Raw genomic sequence first — 15469 nt, forward strand, 5'->3', positions numbered from 1 at the left:
GCCGTACTCAATCAATCTTTAGGTTGTTTGGTCATGCTGTCTAAGACATGATCTTTATCTATAAAGTGATGCTTTAATGCCGCAGCAATATGTGCGAGTAAAAGTAAACCTGCAGCCCAAGAAATCCAAATATGAAGTGGTTTTACAATTTCAGTTACTTGAGGATTCTCACCTATTAAAGCAGGTAGATCAAATAAGAATAATACTGGTGCAGGGTAGCCGAGACTCCAACTCCATAAGCAACCCGTAATTGGTAAAGCCAGAAGCATAAAATAAAGTCCAAGATGCCCTAAATGTGCGAGTCTTTTCATGAGGGGAGACATTGTCTCTGGTAACTCGGGTGCAGGATGGGTGTAGCGCCAAAAGATACGAACCACGACCAGAAAAATAATAGTGGTTGCAATATTTTTGTGAAGCGTGATGACGTCACCTTTGAAGCTACCATCTACTTCATAACTTAAAAAATTGCCGCTATAAAAGCCGATCATCCACGCCGTGATAAAAATAATCGCCATGACCCAATGCAAGACTTGAGCCGTACGTGTGTAATATTTGGATTTATTATTCATGATATAAACTTATGATTGAATTTCGCACATAATAATTTAAGCATAAATGATTTATAAGTATTGAAATGAGACACAGTGTTGAAAATATGCAACGGAATGCGACTTATAACTGAACATATAGTCGGTAAATACAAAAAATCTATTTCTTCATGATGTTACATTAGGCAAAATAGCTCAATTCGTAAGATCATAAGGACAACACTGTGAAAAAATTAATTGCTTTACTTGCACCAATGACATTAGTACTCGGTGCTTGTGCTACAGGTACAACAGGGACATCATCACCTGCCGCAAATACTACTCAACAGTTAGGTTCGGCTGCACTTAAAATTGCGATCAATGCAAAATGCACAACTGAATTGAACAATATTTCTGCTTGGAAAACTGCAACGAAATTAATGACTGCAGAGCAGAAAGAAAATATCCAAGGTGAAATTTGTGGATGTGTAAGTGAAAAGGCTCCGCAAAGCGTAACTACGGTTGATTTGGCTACAGCAGCGATTGATCCAACAGCACGTGCAACAATCGTCAGCAATATCGTGACTAAAACTATTAATGAATGTGTAGCTGAAGCTGTACGTTAATTTCAAAGATACATGAATAGGCTGATTATGATCGGCCTATTTTTTTAAGGATAAATTAGGAAAATGATGTTGATTGCTGGTGCTGATGAAGCAGGGCGCGGTCCGCTGGTGGGATCGGTCGTTGCGGCTGCTGTAATTTTGGATCCTAACAATCCGATTCTTGGGTTAAATGATTCTAAAAAACTCAGTGAAAAGAAACGTGAAAAATTATTTATAGAGATCAAAGAAAAAGCACTAGCTTGGGCTATCGCTGAAGCGAGTCATCACGAAATTGATGAACTCAATATATTGAATGCTTCGTTGTTGGCAATGCGTCGTGCCGTTGAACAATTGACTGTGCAACCACAACATGTATTGGTTGATGGTAATAAAATTCCCCAAGGATTGAGTATGAGTTGTGATGCTATAGTTGGAGGAGATGCATTACATCCAGAAATTTCTGCTGCCAGTATCCTGGCTAAGGTGACACGTGATCATCAAATGTTAGAACTTGATGCTAAATATCCTCAGTTTGGTTTTGCAAAACATAAAGGCTACCCGACCAAAGCTCATTTTGAAGCTATTGCACAGTTTGGCGTGGTTGAAGAGCACAGGCGTAGCTTTGGTCCAGTACGCAAATCATTGGGACTTTAAAAAGCTTAAACACCAAAAATTTAAAGCGGCTAAATTTAGCCGCTTTAGTCACAAAATCATTTCTAATCAACGATTGAAATCATTTTGAGTGTAATTCTCTTCTTCGTAAGAAGGTTGGTAATCTTGGTCAAGATGTTGCAAGTGCTCATGCATCGCACGTTCATGCTGAATTCGTTGATAGATTTCTTCACGATGTACAGATACTTCTTTAGGCGCATTCACACCAATTCGCACTTGGTTACCTTTTACACCAAGTACAGTGACACTGACTTGATCCCCAATCATTAATGTTTCACCAACACGACGGGTGAGAATCAGCATGTTTATCTCCTTGCTTAAACGCTAAACCTGCGATAGTTTTTTCAAAAAGTGAAAATAACAACCTCGGCACCACGAAATATTTTAATAGATAAATGTGACGAATTTAACCATTCGCACAGGACTATTGAAATTATCCCATAAACCTCTAGACCTAATATAACAGAGCCACTATAGGAAAAACTATAGTGGCTCTGAATATTTCTTCATCAAGTATGCATTGTTTCTGCTAACTCATGGCAGAAAATTAAGCACGTGCGCTAGACTCACCATGTTCGCGGTCAAGACCAAACGCAGTGTGAAGTGAGCGAACAGCAAGCTCTAAATAATTTTCTTCAATAATAACAGAGATTTTGATTTCAGAAGTTGAAATCATCAGGATATTGATGCCTTCATCAGCAAGTGCTGTAAACATTTTACTTGCAACACCAGCATGAGAGCGCATACCAACACCTACGATAGATACTTTTACAATATCATCACGTGTTGCAACTTCACGAGCACCGATTGCTTGAGCAGTTTCTTCAAGAATTTTTTTAGCTTTAGCAAGTTCGCCACGATTGACTGTGAATGTGAAGTCAGTTGTACCATCTTCTTCAACGTTTTGGATGATCATATCCACTTCGATATTAGCATCACCAATCGGTTTTAAAATTTTAGATGCAATACCAGGAAGATCAGGCACACCTAAGATAGTTAATTTAGCTTCGTCACGGTTAAATGCGATACCAGAGATAATTGGCTGTTCCATGTTGTCTTCCAATTCAGTAGTGATAAGTGTTCCGACGTTGTTTTTAAATTCTTCGTCAAATGCGCCATCATTTTCATTGTCGAAGCTAGAGAGTACGCGTAAAGGGACTTGATATTTACCCGCGAACTCAACAGAACGTATCTGTAAAACTTTAGAACCAAGAGAAGCCATTTCAAGCATTTCTTCAAAAGAAATACGATCAACTTTCTTCGCTTTTGGTGCAACACGTGGATCTGTTGTATATACACCATCCACATCTGTATAAATTTGGCATTCATCCGCTTTGAGTGCAGCTGCTAATGCAACACCAGAAGTATCAGAACCACCACGACCCAAAGTTGTTGTGTTTCCATTAGCATCAAAACCTTGGAAACCTGCAACAACGATGACACGACCAGCATCTAATTGTTCAGTCATGACATCTGTATCAATTGATTCAATACGTGCTTTTGTGAATGAGCTGTCAGTTTTAATACCAACTTGGCGTCCAGTCAAAGATTTCGCTTCCACACCGATAGAGTTCAGTGCCATTGCTAACATTGAAATCGTTACCTGTTCACCCGTTGAAACCATTTGGTCTAATTCTCGTGGGTCAGGGGTGTCGGTAATGGCTTTCGCTAAAGCGAGTAGGCGATTAGTTTCACCACTCATTGCTGATACAACAACCACAACCTTGTGGCCGTGATCATGCCAACGCTTTACACGACGAGCAACATTTAAAATGCGCTCAGGAGTACCCATTGAAGTACCGCCATATTTTTGAACGATTAATGCCATAGTTGTTCCATATAAACCATGACCTTGAAGAGTTGTTCAAGGTCAGTTACACAAAAGGTGAAGTTTTATTTTGCAGCTAGCCAAGCAGTTAATTCTGCCATGACAGAAGCAAACTTCTCGTTAAGTGGCGCGCCACCTTGTGCCAAATCAGGCTTACCACCACCTTTACCACCTAGCTCAGTTGCTAAGTGTTTGATGATGTCACCTGCTTTTATAGAAGCTGTGAAGTCTTTAGCTACAGATGCGATCAAGCTCACCTTGTCACCCTCTACACCTGCAAGGACAATCACAGCATTTTCTAATTTTGATTTCACGCCGTCGTGTAGATTGCGAAGTGATTTCGCATCCATACCTTGAACAGTCGTGATTAACGTTTTGCGACCTGCAATTTCCTTAACTTGGCTAAGTAGTTCAGCCGCCTGTAAATGTGCAAGTTTTTGATTCAATTGATCGATTTGCTTTTGTAAGCTTGATGCTGTGTCCGCTAAGGCTTCAACTTTCTCAATCGTTTGATCTTTTTGTGCTTTCAATAAGCCATTAATCGTGTTGATGTCTCGATCAGCTTTTTGAGCCACCTCAATTGCTTTCGTACCTGTAACTGCTTCAATACGACGTACACCTGCAGCAACACCGCCTTCAGAAGTGATTTTGAACAGACCAATGTCACCTGTACGTTTTACGTGAATACCGCCACAAAGTTCGATCGAGAAGTTTTTCTCTTCAATGATTGAACCCATAGAAAGTACGCGAACTTCTTCGCCATATTTCTCACCAAACAACATCATCGCGCCTTTAGCTTTTGCAGATTCGATGTCAAGGAGTTCGGTTGTTACAGGCGTATTGGCAATCACTTCAGCATTTACCAGACGTTCAATTTCTTGAATCTGTTCAAATGTCACGGGTTGATCATTGGCAAAGTCGAAACGTAACACGTCAGAAGCAACCAATGAACCTTTTTGTTGAACATGTGAACCCAAGATTTGACGAAGTGCAGCATGTAGAAGGTGAGTCGCAGAGTGGTTACGTGCTGTTGCTGCACGAATGTCTGCTTTAACTGTTGCTTCTACATTTTGAGTAACTTTAAAGTTACCCATGGTCACGATACCTTGGTGAACGAACGCACCACCAGATTTTTTCGTGTCTTGAACTTCGAAAATACCTGTATCGTTTTTAAAGATACCTGTATCACCAATTTGACCACCGCTTTCTGCATAGAAAGGTGTTTGGTTTAGAACGATTAAAGCTTCATCACCTTCAACGACTTCATCAACTTGTTCGCCATCCTTATAGATTGCGATGATTTGACCCTCACCAGCAGTTGCATCGTAGCCGTCAAACTGAGTTTCGCCTTCAACTTTTACAACGCTGTTGTAGTCGACTGCGAATTTACCCGCATCACGTGCACGTTGACGTTGAGCAGCCATTTCTTTTTCAAAACCAGCTTCGTCAATCGTTAAATCACGTTCACGTGCGATGTCAGCCGTTAAGTCAGTTGGGAAGCCGTACGTGTCGTAAAGTTTGAATACTACTTCGCCTGGAATTACAGAACCTTTTAAGTTAGCAAGTTCGCCCTCAAGCAATTTCAAACCTTGTTCTAAGGTTTTAGCAAATTGCTCTTCTTCTTTTAAAAGTTGCGCTTCGATACGCGCTTGTTGTGCTTCAAGTTCAGGATAGGCAGCGCCCATCACCTCAATTAAAGGCTTTAACATTTTGTGGAAGAATGAACCTGTCGCACCCAACTTGTTACCATGACGAACTGCACGACGGATGATACGACGTAGAACGTAGCCACGCCCTTCATTTGATGGGTTTACGCCATCAGCGATTAGGAATGAGCACGAGCGTGCATGGTCGGCAACGACTTTAAGAGATGCTGGGTATTCAACTGGTTTGCCTTCCGCTTGCGCTTGCGCTTCAAGTTCAGCAGTATCTAAACCAATAATTTCAGCTGCAGCTTTTAATAGGTGTTGGAATAGATCAATTTCGTAGTTTGAGTTGACGTGTTGTAAAACAGCAGAAATACGCTCTAAGCCCATACCTGTATCGACAGACGGAGCAGGAAGCGGATGGAGTACGCCATCAGCAGTACGGTTAAACTGCATGAATACGTTGTTCCAAATTTCGATGAAGCGGTCGCCATCTTCTTCAGGTGTGCCTGGTAAGCCGCCCCAAATGTGATCGCCATGGTCATAGAAAATTTCAGAACATGGACCACAAGGACCTGTATCGCCCATTGCCCAGAAGTTATCTGAAGCGTATTGACCACCTTTGTTGTCGCCGATACGGATAATGCGAGACTCATCTAAACCGATTTCTTTGTTCCAGATGTCGAATGCTTCATCATCAGTGTGATAAACCGTTGCATATAATTTGTCTTTAGGTAGACCTAACCATTTTTCATTGGTTAAGAAATCCCAAGCGAATTTAATCGCGTCACGTTTAAAGTAATCTCCGAAAGAGAAGTTACCTAACATTTCAAAAAACGTATGGTGACGAGCTGTGTAGCCCACGTTATCTAAGTCGTTATGTTTACCGCCAGCACGAACACATTTTTGTGATGACACTGCACGTACATAATCTCGTTTTTCTAGGCCTAAGAAGCAATCTTTGAACTGGTTCATACCAGCATTTGTAAAGAGCAAAGTTGGGTCGTTGGCAGGAACTAGAGAACTCGACGCGACACGTGTGTGGCCTTGCGATTCAAAGTAACGCAAAAATGCTTCACGAATTTCAGCTGATGTCATAAAACGAGTACTCACAACCAAGTCACTCCATTAATTCTGTATTGGCAAATAATATGTCTGGGAAATAAAGTGCGAATTCACAAAAAAATTCACCCCAGCATACCGGGCTAAAAGTTTAAAAACGCCAAATTATAACGGAATTTGCCACCTGTACCAATGATTTTAAAGTGTTTTAATGACAATTCTCTTTAATTCTGATTTTAGGTGAAATTTTAATCATTATTGGTGTTGAGATCATTTTCAAATGCTTAAGCAGTGTATCTCGCACGAAGATCAATCAAAAATATTGAGTAGTCATAAGACCATTATTTATTACTGAATATTTTAGAAATACTTTAACATAGAGCTTTCAAGAACTTGTATTAAAGAGTTGAAGGTTACATATGCAGCGTATCGCAATTAATGGATTTGGACGAATCGGGCGAAATGTTTTAAGAGCTTGGTTTGAAAATCCAAAACAATTCAATTTTGAAATCGTTGCGATTAATGATGTGGCTGATGTAGAAACTTTAATTCATTTATTTAAATATGACACCACACATGGAAGATTTCATGGGGAAGTGGAGTTGAGCTATGTTGCAGAGCAAGTATTTCTCAATATTCATGCCTATCAAAAAAAATTAACTATTGAAGTCCACTGTCAAACAGAACCTGATCAACTACCATGGAAGCGTTTAAACGTTGATGTTGTTTTAGAGTGTACTGGTTTATTTAGATCTCGAGCAGAAGCGACACGTCATCTCAATGCTGGTGCTCAACGTGTGATAATTGGGGCTGCACCTTTTGATACGGTTGATGCTGCAATTGTGTACGGGGTAAATCATACAGAGGTTAAAACTACGGATCAGATTATTTCGAGTGTTTCATGTACGACACAAGCATTGGTTCCTCTTGTCAAAATTATTGACGATGCCTTTGGTATAGAAAGTGCGTTAATGACAGAAATTCATGCTGTTACAGCGGATCAATCCGTTTTAGATCATGTTCACCGCGATTTACGTCGTGCGAGGGCATCTGGGCAAAACATTATTCCAACGACTTCATCTGCTCTAGGTGCAATCAAACGTGTTATGCCAAAAATGGAAGGGCGAATAGACGGTTACTCAATTCGTGTTCCTACCATTAATGTGGCAGCTATTGATTTGACATTTATAGCGCAACAGCCAATTACAGACCATCAGTTAAATGAAGCGTTAATTTCAGCAGCACGAGAGCGATTTTCGGAAATTATGTCGGTAACAGATGAGCCTTTAGTATCATCTGACTTTAATCATTCTCCGTTTTCACTCATTGTTGATTTAACTCAAACCATGGTGGTCGGGAAGCAAGCTAAAGTCTATGCTTGGTATGATAATGAATGGGGATATACCAATCGTTTACTGGATTTATGTCATTCATTTCCAGATCAGTCATGAAACTGAAATGCTGTGTCTTTTATAAAGGCTTAAGTCTATAACATAGATCAACTGCTAGTGCGTTCAGAATTACCAATAGAAGCTTATGAATAATCTAAAATTCCGATTTAATTATTTAAAAGTCTGATGCACATGGGGGTTGATCGTGATAGACTAGGAGAAATCGGGTGTGTTCCCGATTTTTTTATGCGGATTTGTTCCGCGCTGACAGAATTTAGGTTTACAACATGCCCATTTCAGAGACATGGTTATTACCTGATGGTGTAGCTGATGTATTACCAGAGCAAGCGCAAGTTATTGAAACTTTGCGTCGTACCGCGTTAGATTTCCTCGCAGCTCGAGGTTATCAATTGGTGTACACGCCATTTATTGAATACATCGAATCTCTATCTTCTCTTTCAGAATCGAATCAAGATTTAGACTTAGCCACATTTAAAGTAATCGATCAACTTTCAGGTCGTTTACTTGGTGTGCGTGCAGATATGACGCCTCAGGTGGCGCGTATTGATGCACACGTGTATCCAGTTGAAGGTGTTGCACGCTATTGTTACGCTGGAACGGTACTTCATACCAAACCACAAGGTTTCAATACCACACGTGCGCCTTTACAGCTCGGTGCTGAGTTGTTTGGTTCAGACAGTATCGATGCTGACGTCGAAATGATCGATGTTATGTTGGAATTATTAAAAAATACAGGTGTAACTGAGGCGATCCATTTAGATATTGGACACGTTGGTCTATTCCGTAGCTTAGTTAAACATGCAGGATTGAACAAAGCTACAGAGTCGCATCTATCTGATTTATATCAGCGTAAAGCATTGCCAGAACTTGCTGAATATACGCAACAACTTAAATTCGGATCTGATTTTTATTCGCTTGGTCGTTATGCAAGTGATTTAGTCGCTTTAAAATCACATTTAAGCCAAGAAATCTTAGAAGATTCGGCATTCCAAGAAGCATTTAATGCAGTTCAAAGCACACAAGATGCGATTCAGCAACGTTGGCCAAATCTGCATATTGGTATCGATGTAGTAGAGCTTCGTTCATATCACTATCACACTGGCTTAATGTATGCAGTGTATGCACCAAATCGTGCTGCGCCATTAGCTCAAGGTGGACGTTATGATGGTATTGGTGAGCATTTTGGTCGTGCACGTCCAGCAACTGGCTTTTCATGTGACTTATACGCTTTAAGCGCTGGTCAATTTAAAGCATTGGAAGTGATCGTTGCACCTAAGGGCAATAATGCTGACCTAGTCAAAGCAATTCAAGGATTACGTGATCAAGGTAAAAGCGTTGTGCAGTTGCTTGGTCAAGATGAGTTGAATTCAGTACCTAACGCGACTCACCAGTTGGTGAATCAAGCGGGTGAGTGGAAACTCGAACAGATTTAATCACCTGATTTGAATACTAAATTTCAAATCATGTTCTTCAATTTTAACAGCATGATGCAATGAGGCTATTATGGGCAAGAATGTTGTGGTACTTGGTACCCAATGGGGCGACGAAGGTAAAGGTAAAATCGTTGACCTGCTCACAGATCAAGCGGCTGCAGTTGTTCGCTATCAAGGTGGACACAATGCAGGTCATACTCTCGTCGTAGGTGGTAAGAAAACTGTTTTACACCTCATTCCATCTGGTATTTTACGTGAAAACGTACTTTGCTTAATTGGTAACGGTGTAGTGCTTTCTCCTGAAGCGTTAATCAAAGAGATGACGATTCTTGAAGAGCAAGGTGTGCCAGTTAAAGAACGTTTACGTATTTCTCCAAACTGTCCATTAATTTTGCCAAACCATATTGCATTAGACCAAGCACGTGAGAAAAAACGTGGGAATGCCAAGATTGGTACAACAGGTCGTGGTATTGGTCCAGCGTATGAGGATAAAGTTGCACGTCGTGCGGTTCGTGTCGCTGATTTAGTGCGTGGTGGTGATCATCTTAAAGCATTGCTTGAAGAGTTACTTGAATACCATAACTTCCAATTAACACAATTCTACGGTGTAGAAGCGGTTAAGCTTGAAGACGTGCTTGCGTTATGTGATCAATGGCGTGAAGTTGTTGCTCCACTGGTTGTTGATGTTACTGGCGAATTGCATAAATATCGTAAGAATGGTGACAACATCATGTTTGAAGGTGCTCAAGGCTCACTTCTTGATGTTGACCATGGTACTTATCCATACGTAACATCTTCAAATACGACTGCTGGTGGTGTGAGTTCTGGTTCTGGTCTTGGTCCATTACACCTTGACTATGTATTGGGTATTACCAAAGCTTATACAACTCGCGTAGGTGCAGGTCCATTCCCAACTGAGTTGGTTTATGATGCTGCAAACGATGTTGGTGATGCAATTGGTAAGCACCTTGGTACTGTAGGTTCAGAATTTGGCGCATCTACTGGTCGCCAACGTCGCTGTGGTTGGTTCGATGCTGAAATCCTTCGTCGTTCAGTAGAAGTAAACTCACTTTCGGGTATTTGCTTGACTAAACTTGACGTTCTTGATGGTTTAGAAGAAATCAAAATCTGTGTAGGTTATGAAGCTGCAGATTCGGGCTGCGTAGGTTCTTCTGATGCACTTGCATTTGAAACTTTAAAACCAATTTACGAAACAATGCCTGGTTGGACTGAGTCTACTTTTGGTGCTAAATCTTTAGACCAATTGCCAGAAGCAGCAATCAACTATATTAAGCGACTTGAACAGTTAATCGAATGTCCAATCGACATCGTATCAACTGGTCCAGACCGTGATGAAACGATTATTCTTCGTCACCCGTTTGAAGCTTAATTAAAAGTTTTAAAAAAGCCCTGTGATATCACAGGGCTTTTTTTGATCTAAACAACGACCAAAGTTGTATAAAAATTGGCTGTGCTGAATCTTAGAGATTGTTAAAATCGAATGTATAAAATAATAGAGTGTGCAGGATGCATAAAAATATTTCTGGAACAATGTTTTATTCGTTGTTATTTGCAATGGGGGGGGCACCCACGATTGCGATGATGATAATTCGATCTCAAACAGTAGCCGAAGATGTGGTTTACCAAGTCTTTATTGGGCTGTCGATTATGATCGCTTGCATATTGGTCCCTATTATTTTAATTCAGAACACCTATTTATTTTTTAAACGTAAAGATGAGAAGCTTGAAACTCGTTTAAAACCGTGGAGTCAAACCTATCTCGTGCTTAATATTTTTTGTTTGGTCTTTTGGATCAGCTATCAATTTGTTTACTAAATTACATAACAAATAAAAAAGTGAAGAAAAATGAGATATTAAGCTTAGCTGAGTTTGTCTATAATTATGAACAAGTACTTTCAAGTAGATTGGAACATTATAATGAAGAACAAATTATTGCTCGGTCTTACAGCATCTGCGGTGATCTCGATTTCAGGGTGTACAACATTTGCGGATATGGCGGGTGCGGACTCAGCGACATTAAATGCAGCTGCTGCACAAAGTTACTCGCAAGCCATTGATACAGCTCGCAGCAAGGGCTTATTGGATACAAGCTCAAATACCTATAAGCGTATTACCAATGTCTACAATCGTTTGCGTCCATATGCTGATCAAATGAATCAAACGGGTCAGCCATTCCAATGGCAGGTATCTGTAATTAAATCAAGTGAATTAAATGCTTCTGTCATGCCGGGTGGTAAAGTTGTTTTTTATACAGGTATTGTGGAACGTTTAAATTTAACAGATGCTGAAATTGCGGCCATCATGGGACATGAAATGATCCATGCTTTAGAAGAGCATGCAAAAAGTAAATTGGGTGCTCAAGCTTTAACTGACTTGGCTTTAGGTGTTGGTTTAAGTGCAGCTGGGGTAGGTCAAGGTGGCGCAGCAGTTGCACAAATTGGTTCTCAACTGGGTGTAGGGTTGCCTTATTCACGTAACTTGGAGAGCCGTGCTGATCAGGGCGGATTAATGTTAATGGCTCGAGCTGGGTATAACCCACAAGCAGCGATTACATTATGGGAAAAGATGGCTAAAGCAAGTAATGGCGGCAATGCATCTTTCTTATCAACACACCCTTCAAATGCTCAACGAATTGAGGCGATGCGTAAAAACTTACCTGCAGCTCAAGCGATTTATAACCAAAGTCGCCGTTAAAAGAATAAAGCTAAAAAAGGATGCGTTAGCATCCTTTTTTTATATTCACCACTTAGTAAATTGTTATCACAGTATGGCTTTGATTCAAATGTATTGAAATCGAATTTATTAGACACTTAAGGTGCTGGATTTGGCTGTTGTTTATGGATGATCTCAATTTCCTGAAGTATTTCTTCTGACAATGACACATTAAAAGCATCAATATTTTCTTTGAGTTGATTTAAATCGGTTGCACCAATGATTGTGCTGGTCACGAAGAACTGCTGCTTAATGAAAGCTAACGCCAATTGCGTTAATGTCAGTCCATGTTTTTCTGCTAAGAGGGCGTATTGTTCAGTTGCCCATTCACTTTCAGGATTACTATAACGCACAAATCTAGAGTATAAGGTGACTCTGGCATTTGCAGGTCTCGCACCATGTCTAAATTTTCCTGTTAAATAGCCAAAAGCGAGCGGTGAATAGGCCAGTAAACCGATGCCTTCAAATTTAGCAATCTCCGACATGCCGATTTCAAAGGTACGATTTAATAAGTTATAGGGGTTTTGTACAGAAACAAATTTAGACAGCCCTAACTTTTCAGCTAAATGTAGAAATTTCATGGTTCCCCATGGTGTCTCATTGGAGAGTCCGATATAACGAATTCTACCTCTATTAATTTCCGCTTGAAGGGCAGATAAGGTTTCCTCGAGTGGTGTGATATCTAGTGTACTGTGAGCATGGTGATTGGTATAACCCAATTGACCAAACATATTGGTTGGGCGTTGAGGCCAATGCAGCTGATAAAGATCAATATAGTCAGTTTTTAAGCGTCTAAGATTTGAGTCTAAGGCTGAGCTGATGTCGCTGGCAGTATAGCGAGTTGTGCCGCCTCTAATATTGCTACCACCTTGGCCTGGACCTGCAATTTTTGAAGCAAGAAAAAGTTGATCACGTTGGCCGCGCTGCTGAATCCAATTGCCGATAATTTCTTCCGTCGCGCCTTGAGTTTCGACTTTAGGTGGTACTGGGTACATCTCTGCAGTATCCCAAAAATTTAACCCCCGCTCGAGTGCATATTCCAGTTGTTGGAAAGCCTCGGACTGGCTATTTTGCTCACCAAAGGTCATTGTTCCTAAACAAATTTCGGGAACGTGTATATCTGTTTGCCCAAGTCGATTAAATTTCATGCTCAACATCCTTGCTGTATTTTTTAAGTTGATATATTTAAATCATACCTAATCTAAGATTCAAAACGTATGAAAAATAAATTCGAAAGTTTTCAGAAAAAAGGCAATAAAAAAGCAAATCGTCAGATTTGCTTTTTTGAATGTAGATCAGATTAAAATTTATTCATCATCATTGTTGTCAAAGTCTTCTTCAACAGAATTTACTGCTTCTAATGATGAATCAAAAATTAAGATAGCTTTACCATCAGTTTCAATCATGCCTTGTTCTTCAAGTGTTTTAAGAACACGACCAACCATTTCACGTGAACAACCTACAATACGACCAATTTCTTGACGAGTAATACGAATTTGGCGTCCATTTGGAAGAATCATTGCTTCAGGTTGAGCTGACAAGTCGATTAAACAACGTGCAATACGACCCGATACATCAATAAATGCTAGGTCAGTTACTTTTCGAGTTGTATTTTTTAAGCGACGAACGAGCTGTGCGAACACCGCATAGCTAAGATCTGGATACTGCTTACTTACTTCATGGAAGTTAGCATATGAAATTTCAGCAATCTCACATACATCACGTGTACGTACTTCTGCAGTACGCTGAGGATTACTTTCAAATAATCCCATCTCTCCAAAAAAGTCCCCTGGGTTTAAATAGGCTACCACAATTTCACGTTCATCATCTTCACGTAAAATAATTGAAACCGACCCTTTTAAAATTAGATACAGAGATTTCGACTCTGAGCCCGCATCAATAATTGAAGTTCGTTTTGGAAATCTATTGATGTGCGCACGCTTGAGCAAAGCTTTGACAGATTCAGGTAATTGACCTGGCGACAAAGCATCTGTACTAAGTTGTGAAAAATTAGAAGTCATGCTTTTTAAATTCCGATTTGGATAGTAACTAGATCTTTAGACCTAAATAAACTTGCCACGTGAAGCATAAGAGGTGAAATTCCTTATCAGCTCAATATATGCTAGTGTACAGTCCTAAGTAAATTTATAGTTTTTTTTAGGTAGTTGCAATGCATACTAGCGTACATTGGTTAGAGAATGTTGCTTTTGAAGCAAAATCTGAAAGCGGTCACCAAATTATCATGGATGGTGCTGAAGCTTACGGTGGTGAAAACCGTGGTCCACGTCCGATGGAACTTATATTAATGGGGCTTGGTGGGTGTGCTTCGTTTGATATTGTGACCATATTAAAAAAATCTAGACAAGATGTGATGGGTGTTCAATGTCAGTTGAAAGCCGAGAGGGCAGACACAATTCCTGCGGTTTTCACGAAGATACATTTGCATTTTGTGGTTACAGGAAAAGCAGTTAAAGAAAAGCAAGTTGCTAAAGCGGTTGAGCTATCTGCAGAAAAATATTGCTCAGCAAGTAAAATGCTTTCAGATGGCGGTGTTGAAATTACACATGATTTTGAAATCATTGAAGCCGAAGCTTGATTTTATCGAGTTGAAAAAAGCAACCTTAAGGTTGCTTTTTTTATGTAAGTTGAGCGAATCAATTTTACTCTTGTACCCATGGCAGATTGTGAAATCGCCAGCCATTGTAAGTACCACGATGGGAGTTGGGATCTAAATCACCTTCAAAACCTTGATCGATATTATATACGTTTGTGAAACCAGCATTATACGCCACACTCGCTGCCGCCGCGGAGCGCTTTCCACTACGGCACATGAGCAAAATGATATCATATACATTAACAAAAGATTGTAACTTCTCTAAAAACTCTGGGTTACGTTCAAGTGAGATGCCTGTCAGCCAAGGAATATGTTCTGAATGTTCGACATAACCTACGAATTTTCGCTCTTCATGTGTTCTGACATCAATAATGATCGCTTGTTGGGATTGGAACAAAAGCCACGCATCTTGGGGTTTTAAAGAACCTGCAAAAAGGAGTGTATGATCTTCTACATTTTTTTGTGCTTCAGATAAAATAAATTTAATTTTATCTTGATGGACTTTATTTTCTGAGAGATTTATAAAATGATTCATGTAAGTATGCCTGAATGATTAAATCATCCGTTTATGGAAAACGGTGATTATTATAAGTTTTATCTATATTCTTTAAATAAATATAAAATTAATTGTTTATCTTATAAATTCATATTGAATGATTTTGCACAACATGTACCGATTAGGTCGATATAAGTTCGGCGTACTCCTATGTGATGATTTGAGAACAATAATGACCGTTTACTGAGAATATATTTTCTTTGTCATATGTAGTGAATAGTAGATAAATATCATAATCACCATGAAAAAATTGTGAAGTGGTATTGAAAAATGTATGAGCAGCACAAATATTATAATTATAATCTATCTTTATTTTTTAAATAATTGAAATTTAAGAAAATAATTAAAAAACCGACTTGAAATATGACGCTTCTCACCCAT

Annotated in this window: 15 protein-coding genes; 8 read left to right on the forward strand and 7 right to left on the reverse strand. The window is 39.6% G+C overall.

Annotated elements, in window-relative coordinates:
• Window positions 1-11: 11 nt before the first annotated feature.
• Window positions 12-569 (reverse strand): cytochrome b, encoded by a 558-nt coding sequence (locus tag AC1M9F_RS01305; protein WP_481596857.1) that lies wholly within the window; start codon window positions 567-569, stop codon window positions 12-14.
• 203 nt (window positions 570-772) lie between these two features.
• On the opposite strand from AC1M9F_RS01305, the gene AC1M9F_RS01310 reads away from it, so the two are divergent.
• Both AC1M9F_RS01310 and rnhB read left to right on the forward strand, forming a co-directional pair.
• A complete protein-coding gene (locus AC1M9F_RS01310; protein ID WP_180027580.1) occupies window positions 773-1153 on the forward strand; it encodes a hypothetical protein in 381 nt (126 codons plus the stop codon).
• A 66-nt stretch (window positions 1154-1219) separates the two neighbouring features.
• On the forward strand, window positions 1220-1786 hold the full coding sequence (gene rnhB / locus AC1M9F_RS01315) for a ribonuclease HII (RefSeq protein WP_481597115.1): 567 nt from the start codon (window positions 1220-1222) through the stop codon (window positions 1784-1786).
• 66 nt (window positions 1787-1852) lie between these two features.
• Here rnhB and csrA read toward each other — a convergent pair whose 3' ends face one another.
• From csrA to alaS, 3 genes are all read right to left on the reverse strand, one after another.
• A complete protein-coding gene (gene csrA, locus AC1M9F_RS01320) occupies window positions 1853-2107 on the reverse strand; it encodes a carbon storage regulator CsrA (protein ID WP_035265869.1) in 255 nt (84 codons plus the stop codon).
• Between the two features lie 244 nt (window positions 2108-2351).
• Window positions 2352-3632, reverse strand: a complete 1281-nt coding sequence (locus tag AC1M9F_RS01325; RefSeq protein WP_092766113.1) for an aspartate kinase — start codon at window positions 3630-3632, stop codon at window positions 2352-2354.
• 65 nt (window positions 3633-3697) lie between these two features.
• A complete protein-coding gene (gene alaS, locus AC1M9F_RS01330) occupies window positions 3698-6391 on the reverse strand; it encodes an alanine--tRNA ligase (RefSeq protein WP_481596858.1) in 2694 nt (897 codons plus the stop codon).
• A gap of 368 nt (window positions 6392-6759) precedes the next feature.
• On the opposite strand from alaS, the gene gap reads away from it, so the two are divergent.
• From gap to AC1M9F_RS01355, 5 genes are all read left to right on the forward strand, one after another.
• On the forward strand, window positions 6760-7791 hold the full coding sequence (gene gap / locus AC1M9F_RS01335; RefSeq protein WP_481596859.1) for a type I glyceraldehyde-3-phosphate dehydrogenase: 1032 nt from the start codon (window positions 6760-6762) through the stop codon (window positions 7789-7791).
• A gap of 227 nt (window positions 7792-8018) precedes the next feature.
• Window positions 8019-9185, forward strand: a complete 1167-nt coding sequence (locus AC1M9F_RS01340; protein WP_035265874.1) for an ATP phosphoribosyltransferase regulatory subunit — start codon at window positions 8019-8021, stop codon at window positions 9183-9185.
• A gap of 70 nt (window positions 9186-9255) precedes the next feature.
• On the forward strand, window positions 9256-10575 hold the full coding sequence (locus AC1M9F_RS01345; RefSeq protein WP_035265875.1) for an adenylosuccinate synthase: 1320 nt from the start codon (window positions 9256-9258) through the stop codon (window positions 10573-10575).
• Window positions 10576-10712: 137 nt separating this feature from the next.
• Entirely contained in the window at window positions 10713-11021 is a 309-nt protein-coding gene (locus tag AC1M9F_RS01350; RefSeq protein ID WP_180027584.1) for a hypothetical protein, read from the forward strand.
• A 102-nt stretch (window positions 11022-11123) separates the two neighbouring features.
• Complete coding sequence (locus tag AC1M9F_RS01355) at window positions 11124-11900, forward strand: M48 family metallopeptidase (RefSeq protein WP_035265878.1); 777 nt, start codon at window positions 11124-11126, stop codon at window positions 11898-11900.
• Window positions 11901-12016: 116 nt separating this feature from the next.
• Here the strand turns inward: AC1M9F_RS01355 and AC1M9F_RS01360 are convergent, their stop codons facing one another.
• Together AC1M9F_RS01360 and crp are read right to left on the reverse strand one after the other, a co-directional pair.
• Window positions 12017-13066, reverse strand: coding sequence for an NADP(H)-dependent aldo-keto reductase (locus AC1M9F_RS01360; RefSeq protein ID WP_481596860.1), 1050 nt, complete (start codon window positions 13064-13066; stop codon window positions 12017-12019).
• Between the two features lie 159 nt (window positions 13067-13225).
• Window positions 13226-13939 (reverse strand): cAMP-activated global transcriptional regulator CRP, encoded by a 714-nt coding sequence (gene crp / locus AC1M9F_RS01365; protein WP_035265881.1) that lies wholly within the window; start codon window positions 13937-13939, stop codon window positions 13226-13228.
• A 149-nt stretch (window positions 13940-14088) separates the two neighbouring features.
• Between crp and AC1M9F_RS01370 the strand changes: the two genes are divergently transcribed.
• Window positions 14089-14514, forward strand: coding sequence for an OsmC family protein (locus tag AC1M9F_RS01370; RefSeq protein WP_180027588.1), 426 nt, complete (start codon window positions 14089-14091; stop codon window positions 14512-14514).
• Between the two features lie 64 nt (window positions 14515-14578).
• Here AC1M9F_RS01370 and AC1M9F_RS01375 read toward each other — a convergent pair whose 3' ends face one another.
• A complete protein-coding gene (locus tag AC1M9F_RS01375; protein ID WP_481596861.1) occupies window positions 14579-15067 on the reverse strand; it encodes a rhodanese-like domain-containing protein in 489 nt (162 codons plus the stop codon).
• Window positions 15068-15469 lie beyond the last annotated feature (402 nt).

Source organism: Acinetobacter sp. ANC_7504, assembly GCF_056779995.1.

Bases quoted from the DNA above. Each gene is read 5' to 3' on its own strand.
- AC1M9F_RS01305 (WP_481596857.1), bottom strand. From the start codon at position 569: ATGAATAATAAATCCAAATATTACACACGTACGGCTCAAGTCTTGCAT.
- rnhB (WP_481597115.1), top strand. From the start codon at position 1,220: ATGTTGATTGCTGGTGCTGATGAAGCAGGGCGCGGTCCGCTGGTGGGA.
- csrA (WP_035265869.1), bottom strand. From the start codon at position 2,107: ATGCTGATTCTCACCCGTCGTGTTGGTGAAACATTAATGATTGGGGAT.
- AC1M9F_RS01325 (WP_092766113.1), bottom strand. From the start codon at position 3,632: ATGGCATTAATCGTTCAAAAATATGGCGGTACTTCAATGGGTACTCCT.
- gap (WP_481596859.1), top strand. From the start codon at position 6,760: ATGCAGCGTATCGCAATTAATGGATTTGGACGAATCGGGCGAAATGTT.
- AC1M9F_RS01340 (WP_035265874.1), top strand. From the start codon at position 8,019: ATGCCCATTTCAGAGACATGGTTATTACCTGATGGTGTAGCTGATGTA.
- AC1M9F_RS01345 (WP_035265875.1), top strand. From the start codon at position 9,256: ATGGGCAAGAATGTTGTGGTACTTGGTACCCAATGGGGCGACGAAGGT.
- AC1M9F_RS01350 (WP_180027584.1), top strand. From the start codon at position 10,713: ATGCATAAAAATATTTCTGGAACAATGTTTTATTCGTTGTTATTTGCA.
- AC1M9F_RS01355 (WP_035265878.1), top strand. From the start codon at position 11,124: ATGAAGAACAAATTATTGCTCGGTCTTACAGCATCTGCGGTGATCTCG.
- AC1M9F_RS01360 (WP_481596860.1), bottom strand. From the start codon at position 13,066: ATGAAATTTAATCGACTTGGGCAAACAGATATACACGTTCCCGAAATT.
- crp (WP_035265881.1), bottom strand. From the start codon at position 13,939: ATGACTTCTAATTTTTCACAACTTAGTACAGATGCTTTGTCGCCAGGT.
- AC1M9F_RS01370 (WP_180027588.1), top strand. From the start codon at position 14,089: ATGCATACTAGCGTACATTGGTTAGAGAATGTTGCTTTTGAAGCAAAA.
- AC1M9F_RS01375 (WP_481596861.1), bottom strand. From the start codon at position 15,067: ATGAATCATTTTATAAATCTCTCAGAAAATAAAGTCCATCAAGATAAA.